General features: G+C 32.6%; 24 protein-coding genes. 16 read left to right on the forward strand and 8 right to left on the reverse strand.

Annotated features, from left to right (window positions below; genetic code table 11):
* Positions 1-55: 55 nt before the first annotated feature.
* Positions 56-772, reverse strand: a complete 717-nt coding sequence (locus GBO31_RS24905) for a hypothetical protein (protein ID WP_219011350.1) — start codon at positions 770-772, stop codon at positions 56-58.
* Positions 773-820: 48 nt separating this feature from the next.
* Complete coding sequence (aroB, locus tag GBO31_RS24910; protein ID WP_219011351.1) at positions 821-1,891, reverse strand: 3-dehydroquinate synthase; 1,071 nt, start codon at positions 1,889-1,891, stop codon at positions 821-823.
* Between the two features lie 166 nt (positions 1,892-2,057).
* Here aroB and GBO31_RS24915 point away from each other — a divergent pair, with 166 nt between their 5' ends.
* The 5 genes from GBO31_RS24915 to GBO31_RS24935 all read left to right on the forward strand — a co-directional run bounded on the left by GBO31_RS24915 (position 2,058) and on the right by GBO31_RS24935 (position 6,179).
* Entirely contained in the window at positions 2,058-3,233 is a 1,176-nt protein-coding gene (locus GBO31_RS24915; protein ID WP_219011352.1) for a proline dehydrogenase family protein, read from the forward strand.
* A gap of 150 nt (positions 3,234-3,383) precedes the next feature.
* Positions 3,384-3,761 carry a VOC family protein gene (locus tag GBO31_RS24920; protein ID WP_219011353.1) on the forward strand — a complete coding sequence of 126 codons (378 nt, stop codon included), beginning with the start codon at positions 3,384-3,386 and terminating at the stop codon, positions 3,759-3,761.
* Positions 3,762-3,821: 60 nt separating this feature from the next.
* Positions 3,822-4,394 (forward strand): pentapeptide repeat-containing protein, encoded by a 573-nt coding sequence (locus GBO31_RS24925; RefSeq protein WP_219011354.1) that lies wholly within the window; start codon positions 3,822-3,824, stop codon positions 4,392-4,394.
* Positions 4,395-4,412: 18 nt separating this feature from the next.
* Positions 4,413-5,387, forward strand: coding sequence for an alpha/beta fold hydrolase (locus GBO31_RS24930; RefSeq protein ID WP_219011355.1), 975 nt, complete (start codon positions 4,413-4,415; stop codon positions 5,385-5,387).
* Positions 5,388-5,522: 135 nt separating this feature from the next.
* Positions 5,523-6,179, forward strand: coding sequence for a hypothetical protein (locus GBO31_RS24935; protein ID WP_219011356.1), 657 nt, complete (start codon positions 5,523-5,525; stop codon positions 6,177-6,179).
* Here the strand turns inward: GBO31_RS24935 and GBO31_RS24940 are convergent.
* Entirely contained in the window at positions 6,157-7,662 is a 1,506-nt protein-coding gene (locus GBO31_RS24940) for a PLP-dependent aminotransferase family protein (protein WP_219011357.1), read from the reverse strand. The two genes, GBO31_RS24935 and GBO31_RS24940, sit on opposite strands and share 23 nt — an antisense overlap.
* A 73-nt stretch (positions 7,663-7,735) precedes the next feature.
* On the opposite strand from GBO31_RS24940, the gene GBO31_RS24945 reads away from it, so the two are divergent.
* Genes GBO31_RS24945 through GBO31_RS24955 form a run of 3 tightly spaced genes read left to right on the forward strand, consistent with a single transcriptional unit; the run spans position 7,736 to position 9,223 of the window.
* The gene (locus GBO31_RS24945) at positions 7,736-8,401 is read left to right on the forward strand and encodes a pyridoxamine 5'-phosphate oxidase family protein (RefSeq protein ID WP_219011358.1); all 666 of its coding nucleotides are present in this window, start codon (positions 7,736-7,738) and stop codon (positions 8,399-8,401) included.
* 10 nt (positions 8,402-8,411) lie between these two features.
* Positions 8,412-8,702, forward strand: coding sequence for a DUF1272 domain-containing protein (locus GBO31_RS24950; RefSeq protein ID WP_219011359.1), 291 nt, complete (start codon positions 8,412-8,414; stop codon positions 8,700-8,702).
* A 5-nt stretch (positions 8,703-8,707) separates the two neighbouring features.
* Positions 8,708-9,223, forward strand: a complete 516-nt coding sequence (locus GBO31_RS24955) for a GNAT family N-acetyltransferase (RefSeq protein WP_219011360.1) — start codon at positions 8,708-8,710, stop codon at positions 9,221-9,223.
* A 3-nt stretch (positions 9,224-9,226) separates the two neighbouring features.
* Here the strand turns inward: GBO31_RS24955 and GBO31_RS24960 are convergent, their stop codons facing one another.
* The 5 genes from GBO31_RS24960 to GBO31_RS24980 form a co-directional block, all read right to left on the reverse strand.
* Positions 9,227-9,601, reverse strand: a complete 375-nt coding sequence (locus GBO31_RS24960) for a hypothetical protein (RefSeq protein ID WP_219011361.1) — start codon at positions 9,599-9,601, stop codon at positions 9,227-9,229.
* Positions 9,602-9,716: 115 nt separating this feature from the next.
* Positions 9,717-10,916: an alanine dehydrogenase gene (locus tag GBO31_RS24965; RefSeq protein ID WP_219011362.1), complete on the reverse strand. Its 1,200-nt coding sequence runs from the start codon at positions 10,914-10,916 to the stop codon at positions 9,717-9,719.
* Between the two features lie 153 nt (positions 10,917-11,069).
* Complete coding sequence (locus GBO31_RS24970) at positions 11,070-11,588, reverse strand: hypothetical protein (protein ID WP_219011363.1); 519 nt, start codon at positions 11,586-11,588, stop codon at positions 11,070-11,072.
* A gap of 375 nt (positions 11,589-11,963) precedes the next feature.
* Positions 11,964-12,368: a tRNA (adenosine(37)-N6)-threonylcarbamoyltransferase complex ATPase subunit type 1 TsaE gene (tsaE, locus tag GBO31_RS24975; RefSeq protein WP_219011364.1), complete on the reverse strand. Its 405-nt coding sequence runs from the start codon at positions 12,366-12,368 to the stop codon at positions 11,964-11,966.
* A gap of 102 nt (positions 12,369-12,470) precedes the next feature.
* Positions 12,471-14,021, reverse strand: coding sequence for a PglZ domain-containing protein (locus GBO31_RS24980; protein ID WP_219011365.1), 1,551 nt, complete (start codon positions 14,019-14,021; stop codon positions 12,471-12,473).
* A gap of 210 nt (positions 14,022-14,231) precedes the next feature.
* Here GBO31_RS24980 and GBO31_RS24985 point away from each other — a divergent pair, with 210 nt between their 5' ends.
* The 8 genes from GBO31_RS24985 to sucD all read left to right on the forward strand — a co-directional run bounded on the left by GBO31_RS24985 (position 14,232) and on the right by sucD (position 21,754).
* Positions 14,232-15,461 carry an HD domain-containing protein gene (locus tag GBO31_RS24985; protein ID WP_219011366.1) on the forward strand — a complete coding sequence of 410 codons (1,230 nt, stop codon included), beginning with the start codon at positions 14,232-14,234 and terminating at the stop codon, positions 15,459-15,461.
* 25 nt (positions 15,462-15,486) lie between these two features.
* Complete coding sequence (gene lpxD / locus GBO31_RS24990) at positions 15,487-16,515, forward strand: UDP-3-O-(3-hydroxymyristoyl)glucosamine N-acyltransferase (protein WP_219011367.1); 1,029 nt, start codon at positions 15,487-15,489, stop codon at positions 16,513-16,515.
* Entirely contained in the window at positions 16,508-17,911 is a 1,404-nt protein-coding gene (locus GBO31_RS24995; protein WP_219011368.1) for a bifunctional UDP-3-O-[3-hydroxymyristoyl] N-acetylglucosamine deacetylase/3-hydroxyacyl-ACP dehydratase, read from the forward strand. The genes lpxD and GBO31_RS24995 overlap by 8 nt, the downstream gene beginning before the upstream one ends.
* A 48-nt stretch (positions 17,912-17,959) precedes the next feature.
* Positions 17,960-18,742 (forward strand): acyl-ACP--UDP-N-acetylglucosamine O-acyltransferase, encoded by a 783-nt coding sequence (lpxA, locus tag GBO31_RS25000; protein ID WP_219011369.1) that lies wholly within the window; start codon positions 17,960-17,962, stop codon positions 18,740-18,742.
* A gap of 34 nt (positions 18,743-18,776) precedes the next feature.
* The gene (gene efp / locus GBO31_RS25005; RefSeq protein ID WP_219011370.1) at positions 18,777-19,343 is read left to right on the forward strand and encodes an elongation factor P; all 567 of its coding nucleotides are present in this window, start codon (positions 18,777-18,779) and stop codon (positions 19,341-19,343) included.
* A 32-nt stretch (positions 19,344-19,375) separates the two neighbouring features.
* Positions 19,376-20,314, forward strand: a complete 939-nt coding sequence (locus tag GBO31_RS25010; RefSeq protein ID WP_219011371.1) for a UDP-3-O-(3-hydroxymyristoyl)glucosamine N-acyltransferase — start codon at positions 19,376-19,378, stop codon at positions 20,312-20,314.
* Complete coding sequence (locus GBO31_RS25015; protein WP_219011372.1) at positions 20,307-20,714, forward strand: nuclear transport factor 2 family protein; 408 nt, start codon at positions 20,307-20,309, stop codon at positions 20,712-20,714. The genes GBO31_RS25010 and GBO31_RS25015 overlap by 8 nt, the downstream gene beginning before the upstream one ends.
* Before the next feature lie 167 nt (positions 20,715-20,881).
* Positions 20,882-21,754: a succinate--CoA ligase subunit alpha gene (gene sucD, locus GBO31_RS25020; RefSeq protein WP_219011373.1), complete on the forward strand. Its 873-nt coding sequence runs from the start codon at positions 20,882-20,884 to the stop codon at positions 21,752-21,754.
* Positions 21,755-21,791 lie beyond the last annotated feature (37 nt).

The following is a 21,791-nucleotide window of genomic DNA, read 5'->3' on the forward strand; positions in this document are numbered from 1 at the left end:
GCTCTAATATTATATTTTCAAAATGTACCTATAGCTAAAAACTAATCATCAAAATTTACTCATTCCAAGCTCTCAAATTACTTATTGGAATTCCAATTCCTAAAGCTTTATGATGTTGTGAAAGATAAGCACCACTTTCTGTAGTTTTCCAATTTTCCCAACTAGCTTCGATACCTCCAATTGGTATAAGAGAAACCCACATTTGGTATGAAGTGGGAAGATAATTTTTATCTACTTTCCAGAGGTATGAATCTCCTGGTGTAGTTCCGCCAGAACTATAAGTTACTAATAAACCTTTGTTTCCATCTTCCAGATTCACAATTTTCCTAGTAACTCCGTCATCAAATAGTTTATGTGGTGCTACTACCCAAAAAGAATCATTATTAAAATAGGCGAGTGCTTTAGCTAGTAGTTTTTTCTTTTCATTACTTTCTAAAGACACACCATTTTCTGTAACAGTACTATTATTTGCGTTTTGAAGATCCAGATTTGCTTCATATGTATCCCATTTTACCGTCACTTTTCCTTCTTTTTTATTCCAGACATAATGATTTTTGTTTCTAAAAGACCATTGTATGTAATCTGTATTCACAAATTGATCGTGATGTACAGCTTTTTGGATTTGCATTGCAAAAGTGTCAGCTTCATCTCCGGAAGTGCCTTCTGGCATCTTTTTATGTAAAGAAAAATAGAGTATAGCCACTAGGAATATGACTATGACTGCAATACTAATAAAGAATATTTTTAGGAGTTTAAAGAGTCGTTTCTTCAAGTTATGGTGCTTTTTGTTAGGGTTTAAAGATATTAAATCCTATCGAGACTAAAGAGAATCATAATAGTCAAAAGCGTCAATAATCAGATCATCAGAAACAGTGCAATTATATTTTGCATCTCCAATTGTATTAAGGAGAACAAAATAAATATTTCCTTTTTCATTCTTTTTATCATGGATTAATAATTCCATAATTGCTTGTCGATCATTGGGATCTATAGCTACTTTCGGGAATGTAGCCAAAATTACCTGACTCATTTGTATAAGTTCCTGCTCTGTTACAGATAGTAATGCAGCAGAAATAAAACCTTCTAAGATCATTCCAATCGCAATGGCTTCTCCATGCAATAATGTGGGCTTTTCAGGATGTGTCAGGTAAAAAGATTCAATGGCATGTCCTAAGGTATGCCCAAAGTTGAGATACTTACGGATATTCTGTTCTGTAGGATCTTCAAAAACAATCTTGTTTTTAATGACTACCGAATCATAAATTAATTGATCTAGATCATCTAAAGTTAGTTTGGATAAGTCGATCATTTTTTCCCAATAGGATCGGTCTTGTATAAGCCCATGTTTTAGCATTTCTGCAAAACCACTACACATTTGATTAGTCGGTAATGTTTCTAGAAAAGTAGTATCTACCAAAACCATTTCGGATTCACTGATGACACCCACCATGTTTTTAAGATTACCTAAATCTACACCTGTTTTTCCACCTACAGAAGCATCTACCATTGCTAATAAAGAAGTAGGTACATTTATGTAATTAATACCTCGTTTATAGGTGCAAGCAATAAAACCACCTAAATCGGTAACAACACCTCCACCAAGATTGATTAATAAGCTTTTTCTGTCAGCACCATACTCTGCTAAAACATTCCAAATACTGCTACAGGTTTCTATATTCTTATGGATTTCGCCTGGCTCTATTTCTAAAACTTCGATTTCATAAGAACCTTCAATTTTACTCATAAAATGAGCATAGCAATTCTGATAGGTATTGCTATCTACCAAAATAAAGATGTTAGAATGATTCGCTTTTTCCAAATAGGAGTTAAGAGCCGTGTAACATTCTTCGTTAAAATATACTATAGAATCTTTAGAAACTATGGGTTTCATAAATGGTGTTTTTAAAGGCTGTGAAATTAAGCAGAATTTGTAATAAAATAAACTTCCAAGTTCTATATTTGCAGATATCCTAAAACAATGGGTAAAGAAATGATAATACATTCATAATTTGAATGAATTTACCCTGATTGTTATGAATTATTAAAATTGAAGGTTAATGGAAAAACGTACTTTATTTGATAATACTGAGACTGCTTTTGTTTTAAAAAGTGATTCTGAACTAGAAAGAGCTTATTTTCTTTTTAAAATGATAGCCAACGAACCACTTGTGAGAATTGGAACTGCAGTGACAAATTTTGCATTAAAAGCGCATTTGCCAGTTCAAGGGTTGATTAGAGCGACTGTTTTTGATCATTTTTGTGGTGGTGTAGATGAGGAAGATTGTATGCCTGTTATCGAAAAAATGTATGCAAAAGGAAAAGTATCTTCGGTATTGGATTATTCTGTAGAAGGAAAAGAAGAAGAAGAACAGTTTGATCACGTTCTAAATAAGACTTTAGAGATCCTTGATTTTGTGGATCAAAAAGAAGCGATTCCTTTTGGAGTTTTTAAGCCAACAGGTTTTGGTCGCTTTTTAATATGGCAAAAGAAAACAGAAGGAACGCCTTTAACTCCTGATGAAGAGAAAGAATGGAATAGAATAGAAGAGCGTTTTGATATGGTTTGTAAAAAAGCTTATGATTGTGATGTTCCTTTATTGATTGATGGAGAAGAAAGTTGGATGCAAGATGCTGCTGATGAATTAGTAGCAAAGATGATGCGTAAATACAATAAAGAAAAAGCTATTGTCTATAACACCTTGCAGTTATACAGACACGATCGATTAGCATATCTGAAAAAACTTCATGAAGAAGCTAGAGTTTATGGATTCAAAATAGGAATGAAGATTGTCCGTGGCGCCTATATGGAAAAGGAAAATGATAGAGCAGAGGAAAAGGGATATCCAACACCTATTTGTGAAAGTAAAGAGGCAACGGATCTTAATTTTAATACAACATTGACCTATATTCTGCAAAATCTTAAAGATATCTCGGTATTTATTGGAACTCATAATGAAGAAAGTAGTTATAAAGCTATTGAACTTATGACGGAACAAGATATTGATAAGAATGATCCTAGAGTTTGGTTAGGACAATTATACGGAATGAGTGATCATATCAGTTTTAATTTGGCTGCTGAGGGTTACAATGTAGCAAAATACTTGCCTTTTGGCCCTGTAAAGGATGTGATGCCTTATTTGATCCGTAGAGCGGAAGAAAATACTTCTGTAGCCGGACAAACTACCAGAGAATTGGATTTGTTATCTAAAGAACGGAAAAGAAGGAAATTGTAGCTTAATTTTAAGTGGTTTATCATTTCAGTGTAAACTGGAATCAATAAGAAAACAAAAACTAATAAAGTATTATTCTACAAACTGAGTTTTCAACATTAATTATTAATGGATCCCGTTCTGCAACGGGATGACAATATAAAAGAAACAAACATGAACCTTAATCAAGTAACTGTTCCGTCTATAAATGTAGAACAATCCATACAGTTCTATGAGTTACTTGGTTTGCATTTAATCGTAAAAGCATTACCACACTATGCACGTTTTGAATGTAAGGAAGGTGATGCTACATTTTCTATTCATCAGGTAGAAGAATTACCGAAAGGTGATGGTGTTTATGTATATTTCGAAACTGAAAAATTAGAAGAAGAAGTAGCACGTCTTCAAAAAGAAGGAATACAGTTTGATCTATTACCAACTGAACAAAGTTGGTTATGGAAAGAAGCACGATTAAAAGATCCTGATCATAATAATATCATTTTGTATTTTGCAGGAGATAATCGTAAAAATCCACCTTGGCGCATTAATTAAATTTTTGTTCTACTAAAGAATAATTTCGTTCCAAGTGTATTCATAAATATTCTATTAATTATGGACCACTTTGTTATAGATCAAACTTTTACCGATCAAGATTTTTCGAATCGGAAAATACCTGGTAAGGAGTATGATAATTGCGAATTTGTGAATTGTAATTTTACAGAAGCTAATATATCCGTTACTAGCTTTATAGAGTGTACTTTTACCGAATGTAATTTTACTAATGTAATGCTGAAAGAAGCTTCTTTTAAAGACAATTGTGTTTTTAAAGATTGTAAACTACTAGGTGTGAATTTTGGTAATTGTAATCCGTTTATGTTTTCTACTAGCTTTGAAGGTTGTGTGTTGGATTATGCTTCTTTTTATGGTTTCGAACTTAAAAATACTAAGTTTATAGATTGCAAATTACTGGAAACCGATTTTACAGAGGCTATTATTACCGGTTCTGAGTTTAAGAACTGTGATTTGACAAAGACTATTTTTGAGCAAACCAATGCCGAAAAAGTAGATTTTAGTACTGCGTTTAATTACACAATTAACCCTGAAATTAATAAGTTGAAGGGAGCGATTTTTTCGAAAACTAATTTACAAGGGCTACTCCATCAATACCAACTTGTTTTCAAGTAGCTATAAACTCTTAATACCATGAGAAAAAAGAGAAGATATAAGAGATTTCTAATTTTTATAACTGTAATCTTCTTATCGTTATTTTTTCTGGCAGATTTCGATATTCCTGTAGAAGAGTTAAAAGAAGAATACACTTATTCCTATTCTAGCTTTGTAGAAGTAGATGGAATGATGGTTCATTATACAGATCAAGGATCTGGAGTTCCTATTGTTTTACTACACGGTAGTGGAGGATCACTGCATACTTGGGAAGGCTGGGCTAATACATTAAAAGCAAATTATCGTGTGATAAGTATAGATTTACCAGCTTTTGGGTTAACAGGACCTCATATTCGAGGAGCATATGCGATAGAGGATTATACAAAGTTCCTATATGATTTTGTAAATAAGTTAGAACTCAAAAGTTTTCATCTTGCAGGAAATTCTTTAGGAGGCGGTATTGCTTGGAGTTTTGCATTGGATTATCCGGAAAAAGTAAAGAAACTTTTATTATTAGACGCTTCAGGATATAGAAGTAAACCAAAGAAACAAACTACAGAAAATAAAAAAAAGAAGGGTAGTAGTTTTTCGGTTTTTAGATTAGCTCGTATCCCAGTTATCAATAAAATATTCCTCTATTTTACTCCAAAATTTATTATCCGTAATAACTTAGAGCAGGTGTATTATGACGATAGTAAAGTAACAGATGCTTTGGTGAAGCAATACCATGATTTTGCCTTAAGAGAAGGAAATCGACAAGCTTTTATGGATAGACTTACCATGAAGAGAGGAAAAGATACATCACATAAACTAAAAGAGATAAATAATCCTACACTTATTCTTTGGGGTGAAAATGATCGCTGGATTTCTGTAAAAGCTGCTTATAAGTTTGATGAGGATATTCCTAATTCCAAATTAGTTATTATGAAAGAAACTGGTCATTTACCAATGGAAGAAAAACCTGAAGAAAGTGTAAAAATAGCTATGGATTTTCTTTCTGACGATTTTGAATAATTCATTTGGTTGAGAGTTATTAAAAATTGTTTTTCATTATTGATAGATTCTATGAGGCTATTTACAATCATTTATTCAAAAAAGTTAGTTTGGCTGGATTATTGATAAGCTTTATATACTAATTCAACAAATCAAATGAAGCTAGCTTTTTTTAAAAAAATAGTGTTAGTTCTTATCATTATTCAATCAATTCCTTGCTTTGCCGATGCCGGTTTGGCTTTTAGATTTAAGGTAGCAATCCAATTAGAAGATGGAAGCACAGATAAAGGTTATTTCTATTTTTATACGTATAACGATAAATTTGATCCATCTAAAGAAAAGTTTATTGATTATCTAAAGAATGATCCGCACTTCGGTACTCTCAAACTATATAAGGAAATAAAATCTGTTTATGTCGAGAATAATTTTGAGATTGATTTTAATATAAAAAGTAAGACCAAAATTTTAAATCACGATCAGATTACTCATATGACTCTTCTCGAAGAATTTGAATTTCCTGTTGGAGATAAAGTTTTCGAAGTTTCTGAGGAAGTATATGAATTTTTAGAGTATGAGCCTAAACAAATTAGTTATTTGGAGGTGTCAACTTTTGAAAATTGCACTTTGGAGCTTATATCTTTCAATGAAGGAATCGATTTAATTTTTTTTAAAGAAAAAATAGAGAAAGAGCTTGGTGAAATTATTCTGAAAGATAAACTTAATGGAGAAAAAATAAATGAATATTTAAAAACAGTTTCTATAGGTTTAGCGAAAAATAAAATAATTTTAGTCAACTTCTGTGATGCTTTATAGACGCCATTACCTTTTCTAAGGTGCTGATTACTGTATGTATTTCTTCTTTATTTAATGCTGCAAATCCAATTCTAATTCCGTTATGTCCTAAGTTTTCATTATCATAACGTCTCCATTCTGGATTAAAGGCAACGTCTAGTTTTAATGCTTCAGCCATTACAGTATCCCAGTTGTATTGTTTTTTCAATTGTACCCAAACCGCCATACCACCATTAGGAACTTTAAAATCAAAATAGTTATCTAGCTTTTCGCTAAGTAAATCACAAAATAGATCACGTCTTTCTTTATAGATCTTTCTTACTTTATTGCTATGCCTTTGTACATCACCATTAATAATCATTCTGGCAAGTGTTTGTTCCAATAAAGTATCACCTTGTCTATCCAAAATCCGTCTTAATCTGGCAGCTTCATCGACCACTTCTTTTGGAGCTATAAAATAACCGATCCGTAGCGCGGGAGCAATAATTTTAGTAAAACCGCCAATATACATAACATTTCCTTGAGTATCATTGCTAGCTAATGGTAGGATAGGAGCATTGCAATAATGGAAATCATAGTCATAATCATCTTCAATAATAGCGAAACGATATTGTTGCGCTAAGCTCAAAAGATGCATGCGTCTTTCTGCTGATAAGGTTACAGTAGTAGGATGATGATGGTGAGATGTCACATATACTGCACTTACTTTTTGTTGTTTGCATATAGTAGCAATCTCCTTTGTATTGATTCCTTGGTCATCAACAGAAACACGTTTTACACTACCATTAGCTTCAATAAAGGTATTATCCGCAGTCATATAATTCGTATTTCCGGTAATGATCGTCTTTTGGTCATGTAACAATAATTGGCTAGCAAGGTAAATCCCCATTTGACTACCTCTGGTAATTAGTATATTATCCACTGTAGTTTTTAAGCCTCTACTTTGATTAAGATAGGAAACCAAAGCTTTTCTTAAATCCATATTTCCATAGGTATCTCCATAGCCTAAAAGATCTTGATGATGAACTTTATTAGTAATATTCCGGTAGTTTTTAGCAATTTCTTCAATAGGCGCTAATCGATGATCAGGAACACCTTCGTCTACTTTTAGAGGAGCTTTAATTTTTTCTATTCCTCGTATCATTAGATGTTTTCTCTTTTTGAAGCTAAAACCTATAACATTATTTGGGTCRATATTTTTTCCATTTTGAAATTTTTTAGGTACTACTATGGGTAGATCTTTACTAACGAAGCTTCCTTTGGCCGGAATACTTTCAATCCAACCTTGTGACATCAATTCATCATAGGCCGCGACAACAGTTTTTCTATGAATCTCTAAATCTTCAGATAATTTACGAGATCCGGGAAGCTTTGTAGAAGGAGCCAGTTTTCCAGATTTAATAAAACCAATCATCTGGTCACATAATTGAAGATAAAGATGTCGGTTAGAGTTACGATCTAATATAATATTGCTTTTGAAAGGAAATACAACTGGACTACTCATTATGTATAAACTGGATTAATAAATGAGTCCATAAAACTACTAATTTTGATTCATATCAAAAAATGAATAAGTAATGTCAGAATATCAAGTAACAAAACTTAATAAAGTAGTTAGAGGTGCTAAAAGAGCAACGTATAATGTAGAAGAGATTCATCAGATTTTAGATGATGCATTTTTATGTCATATTGGATATGCTTGGAATGGTAATGCTATTGTAATTCCTACAGCTTATGGTAGAGATGGCGATACTATTTATATTCATGGTTCTTTGAAAAACAGAATGATGACTAATTTGTTGGATGTGGGTAAAGCAAGTATTTCTGTAACACACTTAGATGGTTTGGTCTTGGCAAGATCAGCTTTTCATCACTCAGCAAATTACCGTTCTGCTACTGTTTTTGGAAATGTTAGAAAAGTAGAAGATCCTAAAGAGAAAATGGATGCTTTAGCCTGTATTTTAAATCATATGATTCCAGGACATTGGGATAATATCCGACAACCAAATGCAAAAGAGTTCAATGCCACTTTAGTCATGGCAATTAAAATTGATACTGCTTCAGCAAAGGTTAGAGCAGAAGGTGTTGTAGATGAGAAAGAAGATCATAATCTTCCAATTTGGGCAGGTGTTGTTCCTATAAAGCAAGTAGCACTAGATCCGGTTTCAGAAAACGACTTAATAGAAGGAGTATCTGTTCCTGATGCTGTATTGAAATATGTAGCTGATAATAAATTACCTTAATCTTTTAATTATGCTGGAAATTAGACCAACTTGTGAACACTGTAATAAATCGTTAACTAATGATAGTAATGATGCGATGATTTGTACTTTCGAGTGTACGTTTTGTAAGGATTGTGTAGATACTATTTTTCATAATGTATGTCCAAACTGTGGAGGAGGATTTACGGAAAGACCTATAAGACCTTCACATCTTTTGAAAAAATACCCTTTAAGTGAGAAAGTAATTCATAAACCTGTAAATTTGGAAGCTTTCAAGAAATTATTGGAAACCTATCAAAATATAGATCCTAGAAAAAGATAGATACTATGAGTGTACATATAAGAATAGCAACTATTGAAGATATTCCTGATATTTCTTATTTAGGTAAAACTACCTTTGATCAATCTTTTGGTTATCTTTTTAAAGACAAGCAAGATCTTTCAGATTATTTAGATAGGACATTTTCTGAAGAAAAACTAAGAAGTAGTATCGCAAAACCTAATAATGTTTTTTGGATTGTGTTTTATGAACAAAAAGCAGTTGGTTATGCAAAAATCCAACTGAATACTCCTTCAGAATTTGTTAAGTCCGATAATGCATGTAAATTACAAAAGCTCTATCTACTTCAAGACTATCTATCAAAGGGTATTGGAGGACAATTACAACAATTAATTTTAGAAAAAGCTAAAGAAAGTGGTGATGCTATATGGCTATCGGTTTTGAAAGAAAATACAAAAGCAGTTGCCTTTTATCAAAGGGATGGTTATAAGATTGCTGGAGAGCATCCTTTTAGTATTGGTAAAGAAGATTTTCAGTTTTGGGTAATGAGTAGGGAGTTGTAGTTGTTATCTATTAACTTCCAAAGAATTTATCTTAGCAATAGAATCACAATTGGCGATTAATAATCCAATGGATTTTTCTTTTGCGATACCTTCTATAAAGTAAGTTTTACAGGAGTCTAATTTGGTATTGCTCTTGTTGAAATCTACATTTCCTGAAACTAAAATCGAAGAAATATCAGCAGTATCAATGCTGTAGTTATGCATAGCAGTCAATACCTCTTTAGAAAATAGTCGTTCTTTAATTCTAATATTTTTGAGTACTCGAGCATTGGGAGAATAATCACAAGATGCATTTTTACCACCTAGAAAAAAGAACAGTAAAAACAATCCGATAATAAAACCGAAAAAATAAAATCCAAGTCGATGTGCTAGTTTCATATATTATAAAAAATCAAAGCCCAAAAGTACAGAAAGTTTATCGATTTAAATGCTCTTTGTATCCCAAAGAATCTGCAAATTCATATAGTTAAAACTGATCGAATATTTTGTGTTCTTAGAAAATCAATAAATTAATATCTCTATAGGAAAGATCGAACCAATCGGCAATAGATTTGCTGGTTAATATTCCGTGATAGAAATATAATCCACTTTTCAATCCTCGATCAAAACGCACTGCATTTTCGATACCTCCTTCATCTCCAATTTGTAATAAATAGGGTGTGAAAATATTACTAATGGATAGGGAAGAGGTTTTGGCATAGCGAGAAGGGATATTCGGTACACAATAATGTACTACTCCATGTTTCTCAAAAGTGGGGTGATCATGTGAAGTAACTTCACTAGTTTCAAAACAACCACCCATATCAATACTTACATCGATGATAACAGCTCCTTTTTTCATGCGTTCTACCATGGTTTCTGAAACAATGATGGGAGATCTGTTTTTTCCACGTACCGCTCCAATTACTACATCACAGCGACGTAAAGCTTTTAATAAGTTTTTTGGTTGTATGGTTGAGGTATACAAAGGTCTTCCCATATTGGTTTGTATACAACGTAGTTTGGTAATAGAATTGTCAAATATTTTCACATTAGCGCCAAGTCCAATGGCAGATCTTGCAGCAAACTCTCCAACGGTACCTGCGCCTACGATGACAACTTCGACTGGTGGAACACCACTAATATTACCCATCATAAGACCAGAACCTTGTGTGGCACTGCTCATTAGTTCGGATGCGATCAATACAGCTGCGGTTCCTGCTATTTCACTTAATGCACGCACTGCAGGATATGCACCATCGGCATCACGGATAAATTCAAATCCAAGAGCGGTAATTCTCTTTTTTGCTAGTTCCTGAAAATATCCCTTAGATTGCGTTTTTAGCTGCAAAGCAGAAATTAAAACCGTTTGCGGATTGATATGTTCCAGTTCTTCCAAAGAGGGTGGTTCTACTTTGAGAATAATCGGACAGCCAAACACTTTAGTAGTGTCTTTGGTAATTTCGGCTCCAGCTTCGCTATATTCTCTATCGGTAAAACTGGCACCAATACCTGCATTAGATTCTAATAAGACTCTATGGCCATGTGCCGTTAAAGCGGCAACAGCATCAGGTGTAAGGCATACACGTTTTTCCTGATAACTGGTTTCTTTTGGGATGCCTATGAATAGTTTTCCTTTTTTCTTTGCCACTTCAATCATTTCTTCCTGTGGCAGGAGTTGTTCTTTGGTAAAAGGAGAGGATGGTTTACTCATTTGTGTGTAATTCTGTATCTCAAATTACGAATAAAAATGAATAGCATCCAAATTTAGTATTACAGTATTTGTAATAAAAAGATTCATACGATACACAATCATCTATGGTTGGTATATATCATTAGAAACCTCATAAATAATTGAATATAAGTGTTATCGAAGCCGATTCCACCAAGATTTTTTACGAGTCTTTTTTAATGTGTCTAATTCTGATAAATCAATGTTGTGAATTTTATCAAAAACCTTGGTTCTGACTGTGTATACAATTGACAAAATAATAATTGTTGTTGGGATTAGATAATAAACTTCTTTGTCAGTAATCAATTGAGAATCCTCAACTATTATTGAAATTAATTGAAAAGCATATAAAGCTATTGGGATAAGAATCACATGATACCACCAATTTTTACAGGTAAAGAACCAGATTATAAATAATGATAAGGGGATGAGTTTACCAATAAGTACCCAGATAAATACATTGACACTTTCATAGTATTTGCTCTGGTATGTAAAAAATGAATTTTCCCAAATGTCGCCATCTGGGAAAATATCAATAATATAAAACATGAATGGTATAATAGCTATAAAAATAGCAACAATACTACCCCTTCGAAGGTATTTTAATTTTCTTTTTGTCGATGGATTTGGACATTGTTGTTCCTTTGTTGTCATTTTGTGTGATTGAGGTATCAGGTTTAGGTTGGGTATGGGTCGCTACATCGGAGATCATGTAGGTTGATAAGCTAAAAAAAATACTGAACATTAGGGTTGTTGTGATTTTCATTATAATAGGGATTTAATTAGTTATGGCCCCAAACATATAAGAAAATCCAACAGTTAATCGAATCAAAAAAATTGTAGTTTTGCAAGCTGTAAGCAGCCCCTTTTGTTACTTAAAAAAAGTATAGTTCTTACGTTAATACTGTTAAAAAACATATTTTTATCGATTAAATACTTGTAAAAAACAACAATAAAAATAGTTTATTATTAGTGTAAGAAAAAGCGTTACTCTGTTAAATTTTATTAAAACGGCTTTTTTAACATATTTTACCCTACCGAGAGTACTCTTTTACCATCGTTTTGAAGTCCGATTTTAATTTTAACACTGTCAATTGGTAATAAATTACCTATTTTTTCCGGCCATTCTATAAATATCCAAGATTTTGTATCAAGATACTCTTCAAATCCTATATCATAAGCTTCCTCTTCTTCCTTGATTCTGTAGAAATCAAAATGATAAATGGTGTCTTCTGTACCTTGATATTCGTTGACCAAAGAATACGTTGGACTAGAAATATTGTCAGTAACGCCTAGCTGTCTACATATTTCCTTAATCAGCGTGGTTTTACCAACGCCCATTTCGGCATCAAACAACAATGTTTTATGGGTAGCATTCTCAATAATTTTTTGAGCTGTTTCGGAAAGTTCTTCTAAAGTATAGGTAATCTTCACAATGTTTTTTTTTGGTGCTGCAACATACTATATAAAATAAGAGTATGCAATATGATATTTTCATACTACATACTCTTTATTAATCTTTCTACTTATATAATCCTATCTTGGTTTCAATACTGCAAATGGGATAATCATTTCTTCTAATGAAACACCACCATGTTGATAGGTGTTTCTATAATAACTTACATAATGATTGTAGTTGTTTGGATACGCAAAGAAATAGTCTCCTTTAGCAAATATGAACGAACTACTCATGTTTATAGAAGGTAAGTGTATGGTTTTAGGATTTGTTGCCGCTAAAACTTCTTTATCCTCATAGGTAAGACTTTTTCCCGTTTTGTATCGTAGGTTTAAACTTGTGTTTTTATCTCCAATAACCTTTGATGGATTTTTTACATTAATCGTTCCATGATCAGTTGTAATTAACAGCTTGAAGCCCATTTGCTGTGCTTGTTGTATCATATCAAGTAATGGAGAATTTTTGAACCAACTTTGAGTTAGCGATCGATAGGATTTATCATTAGAAGCTAATTCTTTGATTACTTCCATTTCAGTCTTACTATGCGATAGCATATCAACGAAATTGTAAACCACAACAGTAAGATCGTTATCTTTTAATCCTTTAAAATTAGCAGCTAGCGTTTTACCAGACCTTTCATTCGTAATTTTATAATATTCATGTTTAATATCTAATCCTAATCTTTGTAATTGAGCAGTTAGAAATTCATTTTCATTCATGTTTTTACCACCTTCATCTACATCATCCAACCATAAGTCTGGATGTCTTTTTTTCATATCTGCTGGCATCAGTCCTGAGAAAATAGCATTTCTAGCATATTGCGTTGCCGTTGGTAGGATACTACAATAAGATAATTCTTCTTCCTTTTTATAATAATTATTTACGATAGGTTCAAAAGCTTTCCATTGGTCATACCGTAGATTGTCAATTACAATAAAGAGCGTTGGTTGTTCTTTACTTAATTCAGGGACTACTTTTTCTCTGAATAAAGTATGCGACATAATCGGTGCTTCCTCATTTCCATTAAACCAATCTGGGTAATTTTTATCAATATACTTACAGAATTGAGAATTAGCTTCTACTTTTTGAGATTCTAGAATTTCAAACATTCCAGTATCCTCAATATCTTCTAACTGAATTTCCCAATACAATAACTTTTGATATAGTTCGACCCATTCGGAATAAGAATTTACCATAGCCATATCCATTGCTATTTTTCTAAACTCTTGTTGATAATTAGAAGTGGTTTTTTCAGAAACTAATCTAGAGTGGTCTAAGTTCTTTTTTAAACTTAATAAAATCTGATTTGGATTCACAGGCTTTATAAGGTAGTCCGCAATCTTACTACCGATAGCTTCTTCCATTATATATTCCTCTTCACTCTTGGTGATCATAACGACAGGAAGGCTATCGTTTTTTTCTTTAATTTCTGATAAGGTATCGATTCCAGACAATCCAGGCATGTTTTCATCTAAAAATACAATATCAAAGTTTTCTTCTTCCAGCGTTTCTATTGCTTCTGTGCCACTCTGGCATTTGGTAACATTATAGTTTTTCTTTTCTAAAAATAATATATGTGGCTTTAGTAAATCAATTTCATCATCTACCCAAAGAATCTTTATGTTGCTCATGCGATGCTAATTTTATTTATTGTTGTGAGATTATCATATTTCAACGAAATAATAACCTAAAAAATATCTTCTATTGTTATAATTGACTGTTACTTTTTTGAAGAATTACAATTTCATTTTTAAATATACGGGTAAATAGATAATTCGTATTACTTAATTCGCAATTCTAAATACATATAATATATATTTGTTAACAAAAGTAAAGTAAACTTGAAAAAAAGAAACAAACTCAAAATATTAAACGATCCAATTTACGGTTTTATTACGATTCCTAATGAACTAATTTTTGATCTTATTGAGCATCGTTATTTTCAGAGGTTAAGAAGGATATCACAGATGGGATTGTCTTATTTAGTATATCCTGGTGCACATCATACAAGATTTCATCATGCATTGGGCTGTATGCATTTAATGCAAAATGCAGTGCGAGTACTTCGTTTTAAAGGAGTTAACATTTCCGATGAAGAAGAAGAAGCCTTGTATGTTGCTATTTTATTACATGATATAGGTCACGGGCCTTTTTCGCATGCTATGGAACATAGTATCGTTAATGAAGTAAATCATGAGTCCATTTCTTTGATGTTTATGGAGAAAATAAACATGGAATTTAACGGTAGTTTAACGCTTGCCATACAAATATTTAAGGGCGAATACCATCGTAAGTTCTTGCATCAGCTAATCTCTAGTCAATTGGATATGGATCGTTTGGATTATCTAAAAAGAGATAGTTTTTATACTGGAGTAGCAGAAGGTAACATCAATAGCGAACGATTGATTACTATGCTTAATGTAGTAAAGGATGAATTGGTTGTAGAAGAAAAAGGAATATACTCCGTCGAAAAATTCTTGTTAGCAAGAAGACTAATGTATTGGCAAGTATATTTACATAAAACGAGTTTGGTAGCAGAGAGTTTACTAATAAGAGTATTAAAAAGAGCGAAAGAATTAGTAGATAAAGGAGAAAAACTAAATGCTAGTAAGCCTTTGTTGTTCTTTTTAGAAAATAAAATTTCTTCAAGTAATTTTACAGAAGATGTGTTAGAAACATTTTCCAAACTAGACGATTATGATATTGTCTCTGCTATGAAAGAATGGACGACATCAAATGATTTTGTATTACGCAATTTGTGTAAAATGATCATAGAGAGAGATTTACTGAAAATTAAGATTAAAAAGAAAGAGTTTAACGAGGAAAAAATCAACAAACGTATCGAAGATTTTAGAATAAAATCTGAAATATCTGAAGAAGAAGCTCGTTATTTTGTTTTCACAGGAATGATTGCAAATCAAGCATATCATCAAAACAAACAGAATATTAATATCTTATATAAATCAAGCAAAATAGTTGATATAGTGAGTGCTACAGATCAATTTAATTTAAAGGCTTTGGCAAAACCGGTAACTAAATATTTTATCTGTTATCCAAAGTACATAGATTAACACATTTTTTATACTTTTGTTGCTAATGATTTTTACAGCCACACAAATTGCAGGTATTCTAAATGGTGAAATCGAAGGAGATGAAACCGTAGAAGTATCTAAACTAGCAAAGATAGAAGAAGGAACTAAAGGTTCATTAACTTTCTTATCTAATCCCAAATACACACCGTACATTTATTCTACCGATGCATCTATTACGATTGTTGATAAAACTTTTGAAGCAGAGTCTGAAATCAAAACGACTTTGATTAGAGTAGATGATGCCTATAAAGCATTTTCGCAATTGTTGGATTACTATAATATGGTAAAAATGAATAAAACGGGTATCGAACAACCTAGTTTTATTTCTGAAACAGCTACCTACGGTGATAATATGTACCTAGGTGCATTTTCTTATTTAGGTGATAATGTTACTATAGGTGAAAATGCGAAAATATATCCTAATGTATATATAGGAGATAATGTAACCATTGGTAATAATGTGATTGTTTTTGCAGGAGCTAAAATATATTCTGAATCTATAATTGGAGATGACTGTGTTATTCACAGTGGAGCAATTGTAGGAGCAGATGGTTTTGGTTTTACTCCAAATGAAAAAGGTGAGTATAGTAAAGTTCCACAAACTGGAAATGTAGTCATAGAATCCAATGTGGATGTTGGAGCGGGAACTACAATTGATCGAGCAACTTTAGGTTCTACGATCATCCGAAAAGGAGTAAAGCTAGATAACCAAATTCAAATCGCCCACAATGTGGAGATCGGGGAACATACCGCAATAGCTGCACAAACAGGTATTGCAGGTTCTACCAAAATAGGAAAGCACTGTTTGATTGGTGGACAAGTTGGAATCGCAGGCCATTTAGTTATTGGAAATAAGGTGAGAATCCAGGCGCAATCTGGAATTGGAAGAAATATAAAAGATGGAGAAGCAATACAAGGCTCGCCTGCATTAGGGTACTCGGATTATAATAAATCTTATGTACATTTTAAAAATTTGCCCAAAATTGTAGATAGAATATACAAACTTGAGAAAAAGATCAATGACAATGAGTAATTCCGTTGGAAATAAACAAAGAACTATTCAGAAAGAAGTGGAGCTTAAAGGAGTAGGTCTTCACACTGGAAAAGAAGTAACGCTTACATTTAAACCAGCACCAGAGAATCACGGATATGCATTTTGTCGTGTGGATTTAGAAGGAAATCCTATTATCGAGGCGGATGCCAATTATGTTGTAAATACACAGAGAGGAACAAATCTTGAGAAAAATGGAGTTAGTATTCAAACTTCAGAACATGTACTTGCAGCCTGTGTTGGACTTGAAATAGACAACTTGTTAATTGAATTAAACGCTTCTGAACCACCAATAATGGATGGTTCTAGTAAGTTTTTTATACAAGCTTTAGAAGAAGCAGGTATCGTAGAACAAGAAGTAGAAAGAGACGAATATATTGTAAAAGATGTAATCTCTTATACTGATGAAGAGTCTGGTAGCGAAATAATCGTAATGCCTTCAGATGAGTACCAAGTAACTACAATGGTAGATTTTGGCACGAAAGTCTTAGGTACTCAAAATGCATCTCTAAAACACCTTTCTGATTTTAAAGAAGAAATTGCTGATGCAAGAACTTTTAGTTTTTTGCATGAATTAGAAATGTTGCTAGAGCATGGCCTTATTAAAGGAGGTGATTTAAACAATGCAATTGTCTATGTTGATAAAGAATTGAGTCCAGATACCATGGAAAAGTTGAAAGTTGCTTTTGGAAAAGAATCCATAGCAATCAAACCGAATGGTATTCTAGATAATTTAACACTACATTATCCTAATGAAGCTGCAAGACATAAACTTTTAGATGTAATTGGAGATCTTGCTCTTATAGGTACACGTATTAGAGGAAAAATCATTGCTAATAAACCTGGTCACTATGTAAATACGCAGTTTGCCAAAAAACTTGCAAAAATCATAAAGATTGAAAAGCGAAATAAAGTTCCTCAATTTGACTTGAATAAAGAGCCTTTGATGGATATTAATAAAATCATGTCTATGTTACCGCATCGACCACCATTTTTATTGATTGATAGAATTTTGGAGATGTCAGATAAGCATGTGGTGGGTATGAAGAATGTTACTATGAATGAACCATTTTTTGTAGGACATTTTCCAGGAGCACCAGTTATGCCTGGTGTCATGCAAGTTGAAGCAATGGCACAAACTGGCGGTATTTTAGCATTGAGTACGGTTCCAGATYCAGAAAATTATTTGACTTATTTCATGAAAATAGATAAGGTTAAATTTAAACAACAAGTACTTCCTGGAGATACATTGATATTCAAGTTAGAATTACTTACTCCGATCAGAAGAGGAATTTGTCATATGCAAGGTTTTGCCTATGCTAACGGAAAGTTAGTAACAGAAGCAGAACTTATGGCACAAATAGTTAAATCAAAATAATTATTTAGTATATTTTAAAGTTATATACTAAAAAATAAAATAAGATACATGAATCAACCTTTAGCATATGTTCATCCAGGAGCAAAAATTGCAAAAAATGTAGTTATTGAGCCATTTACAACGATTCATAATAATGTAGTAATCGGTGAAGGAACTTGGATAGGTTCTAATGTTACTATAATGGAAGGAGCTCGAATAGGTAAAAATTGTAGTATTTTTCCAGGAGCTGTGATATCTGCAGTACCACAAGATAAAAAGTTTAATGACGAAGATACTACTACTGAAATAGGCGATAATACAACGATTAGAGAGTGTGTTACCATCAATAGAGGTACTACTGACAGGATGAAAACTAAAATTGGTAGTAACTGTTGGATTATGGCTTATTGTCATATTGCACATGATTGTATTGTTGGAGACAACTGTATCTTTTCCAATAATAGTACGTTAGCAGGGCACATAAATGTAGGTGATCATGTGGTTTTAGCAGGAATGGCTGCTGTTCAACAGTTCTGTAGTATTGGTAATCATGCTTTCGTAACTGGTGGTTCTTTGGTAAGAAAAGATGTGCCTCCATACGTAAAAGCTGCTCGAGAACCTTTATCATATGTGGGAATTAATTCTATAGGTTTACGAAGAAGAGGGTTTTCTACAGAAAAGATTAGAGAAATTCAATCCATATACAGGATATTATATCAAAGTAATTATAATAATACCCAAGCAGTAGCTATTATAGAAGCTGAGATGGAAGCTACACCTGAAAGAGATGAAGTATTAGAGTTTATTAAAAACTCACAAAGAGGTATCATGAAAGGATATTTCTCTAATTAATACATATAAATAATATTAAGTAACAAGAATAACAATGGCAAATACTAGTGATATAAGAAATGGATTATGTATAAAATATAATCACGATATTTATAAGATTGTTGAGTTTTTACATGTAAAACCAGGAAAAGGACCAGCTTTTGTTCGTACGAAATTAAAAAGTGTGACAACCGGAAAGGTTATCGATAATACATTTTCTGCTGGACATAAGATTGAAGATGTACGTGTAGAAACTCATAAATTTCAATTTTTGTATGCTGAAGGTGATACACATCACTTTATGAATACAGAAGATTATAATCAGATAACATTAGAAAAATCTACACTTGATGCTCCGGAATTATTGAAAGAAGGTGAGATCGTTACGGTAATTATCAACTCTGAAGATCAGATGCCTCTTTCTGTGGAGATGCCGGCTAGTGTTATTCTAGAAGTTACAGCTACAGAACCTGGTGTTAAAGGTAATACGGCTACTAATGCTACAAAACCAGCTACCGTAGAAACAGGAGCTGAAGTAATGGTGCCTCTTTTTATCAATGAAGGTGATAAGATTAAAATTGAAACTGAAAAAGGAACTTATAAAGAACGTATTAAGGAATAATTCCGCAGTTTTTTCTGAATTTTAATAAGATAATGAAGTTTCCTCAAACCCATACACTTCAACAAATAGCTACTATTATTTCTTCAGAATTTATAGGTAGCCCAGATTTTCCAGTACTAGGAATGAATGAGATTCATGTAGTAACTCCTGGAGATATTGTTTTTGTAGACCATCCAAAATACTATGATAAGGCTTTGGAAAGTCCCGCAACAGTAGTGTTAATTAATAAAAAAGTTGATTGTCCAGAAGGAAAAGCATTGCTAATTTCTGATGATCCTTTTAGAGATTTTAATGTACTAACGAATTATTTTAAACCTTTTGAAAAAGCAACTTCAATAATATCAGAGAGTGCTATAATTGGTGAAAATTCCGTGGTACAACCAGGAGCTTTTATTGGAAATAATGTAGTGATTGGAGATAACTGCTTAATTCATTCAAATGTAAGCGTATACGATGGAACTGTAATTGGTAATAATGTTACGATACATTCAGGAACTGTCTTAGGAGCAGATGCATTCTATTATAAAAATAGGCCAGAAGGATTTGACAAGCTAATTTCTGGAGGTCGTGTTGTTATAGAAGATAATGTAGATCTAGGGGCCCTTTGTACAATCGATAGAGGAGTTACCGGAGATACTACCATTAAAGAAGGTACTAAGATTGATAATCAAGTACATATTGGACATGATACGGTTATTGGAAAAAAATGCTTAATTGCATCTCAGGTGGGTATTGCCGGTTGTGTAATTATAGAGGATGAAGTGACTTTATGGGGACAGGTAGGAGTCACTAGCGGAATTACAATTGGTACTAAAGCTATTGTTTCTGCACAATCAGGAATAAGTAAATCCTTAGAAGGTAATAAAAGTTATTTTGGTACTCCAGCAGATAATTTTAGAAAAAAATATAAAGAAATTGCTGCCATCAGGCAAATACCTGAATTAATAGAAAAATTGAAGAATAATGAGTAAAACAGCAAAAGAGGTCGTAAAATCTTTTTATCAAACAGATTTAATACATAATATCGAAGCCTTTTCTGAATATTTACATCCTGAAGTAGAGTTGAATTGGAATAGTAGTTTTGGCTATAACAAAAAAGGATTTGATGACATTAAAACGATGTTTAAAGAAATGTCAAGTTCTTTTGAAACATTTCGATGTGAAATTAGCCACCTTTTAGAGGAAGATGGTATGGTTACAGTTAGATATACTTATGTTGCTAAAACTATCGAAAGACCAGATCAGGAAGAAGTAATTGCTCATTTTATTGCCATTTGGGAACTAAAAGATGGTAAATTATATAGAGGCTATCAAATTAGTCAACAAGGGGATACTTCTCAAGAAAATTTAAAATCATTTTTGGCTAGTTAATTTAGTCATATCCAAGAAATCATATCTAAATTTTAAGAAAAAGTGGTATTGAAGTAGGATAAAATTAAAAAGTCTTAAAAAAAGATTTTTTTGACTTTTCATTTTAACTATCGTATTCAAAACCGTACTTTTGAAACTGCAAAAAAAAATAAAAAAATAATAACGCAATGAGTGTTCTAGTAAATAAGGATTCTAAAATAATAGTTCAAGGTTTTACCGGTAGTGAAGGTACTTTTCATGCAGGTCAAATGATTGAATATGGTACGAATGTGGTTGGTGGAGTTACACCAGGTAAAGGAGGACAAACCCACTTAGATAAACCAGTTTTTAACACTGTAGAAGAAGCTGTTAAAGAAGTTGGTGCTGATACTACTATTATTTTTGTTCCACCTGCATTTGCTGCAGATGCTATTATGGAGGCTGCTGATGCTGGAATTAAAGTAATTATTACAATTACTGAAGGAATTCCAGTAGCAGATATGATTACAGCTTCTAACTATATAAAGGGCAAAGGTTGCAGACTTATTGGACCTAACTGTCCGGGAGTAATAACTCCAGGAGAAGCTAAGGTTGGTATTATGCCAGGTTTTGTATTCAAAAAAGGAAATGTTGGAATCGTATCTAAGTCAGGTACCCTAACTTATGAAGCTGCAGATCAGGTTGTTAAAGAAGGTTTAGGAATTACTACAGCTATTGGTATTGGAGGAGATCCAATTATTGGAACTACTACAAAAGAAGCTGTAGAGTTATTAATCAATGATCCTGAAACTAGTTGTGTAGTTATGATTGGAGAAATAGGAGGACAATTAGAAGCTGATGCAGCAAAATGGATAAAAGAAAGTGGAACTTCTAAACCAGTCGTAGGATTTATCGCAGGTGAAACTGCTCCTGCTGGTCGTACAATGGGGCATGCTGGTGCGATAGTAGGTGGAAGTGAAGATACCGCAGCTGCTAAAAAAGCGATAATGAGAGAGTGTGGTATTCATGTAGTAGATTCTCCTGCAGAAATTGGTAAAAAAGTAGCTGAAGTTTTGGGCTAATTTAAATACAAGCATTTTATTATTATTTCTAATAGTA

This window comes from Aquimarina litoralis, from assembly GCF_019295435.1.
Taxonomy (GTDB): domain Bacteria; phylum Bacteroidota; class Bacteroidia; order Flavobacteriales; family Flavobacteriaceae; genus Aquimarina; species Aquimarina litoralis_A.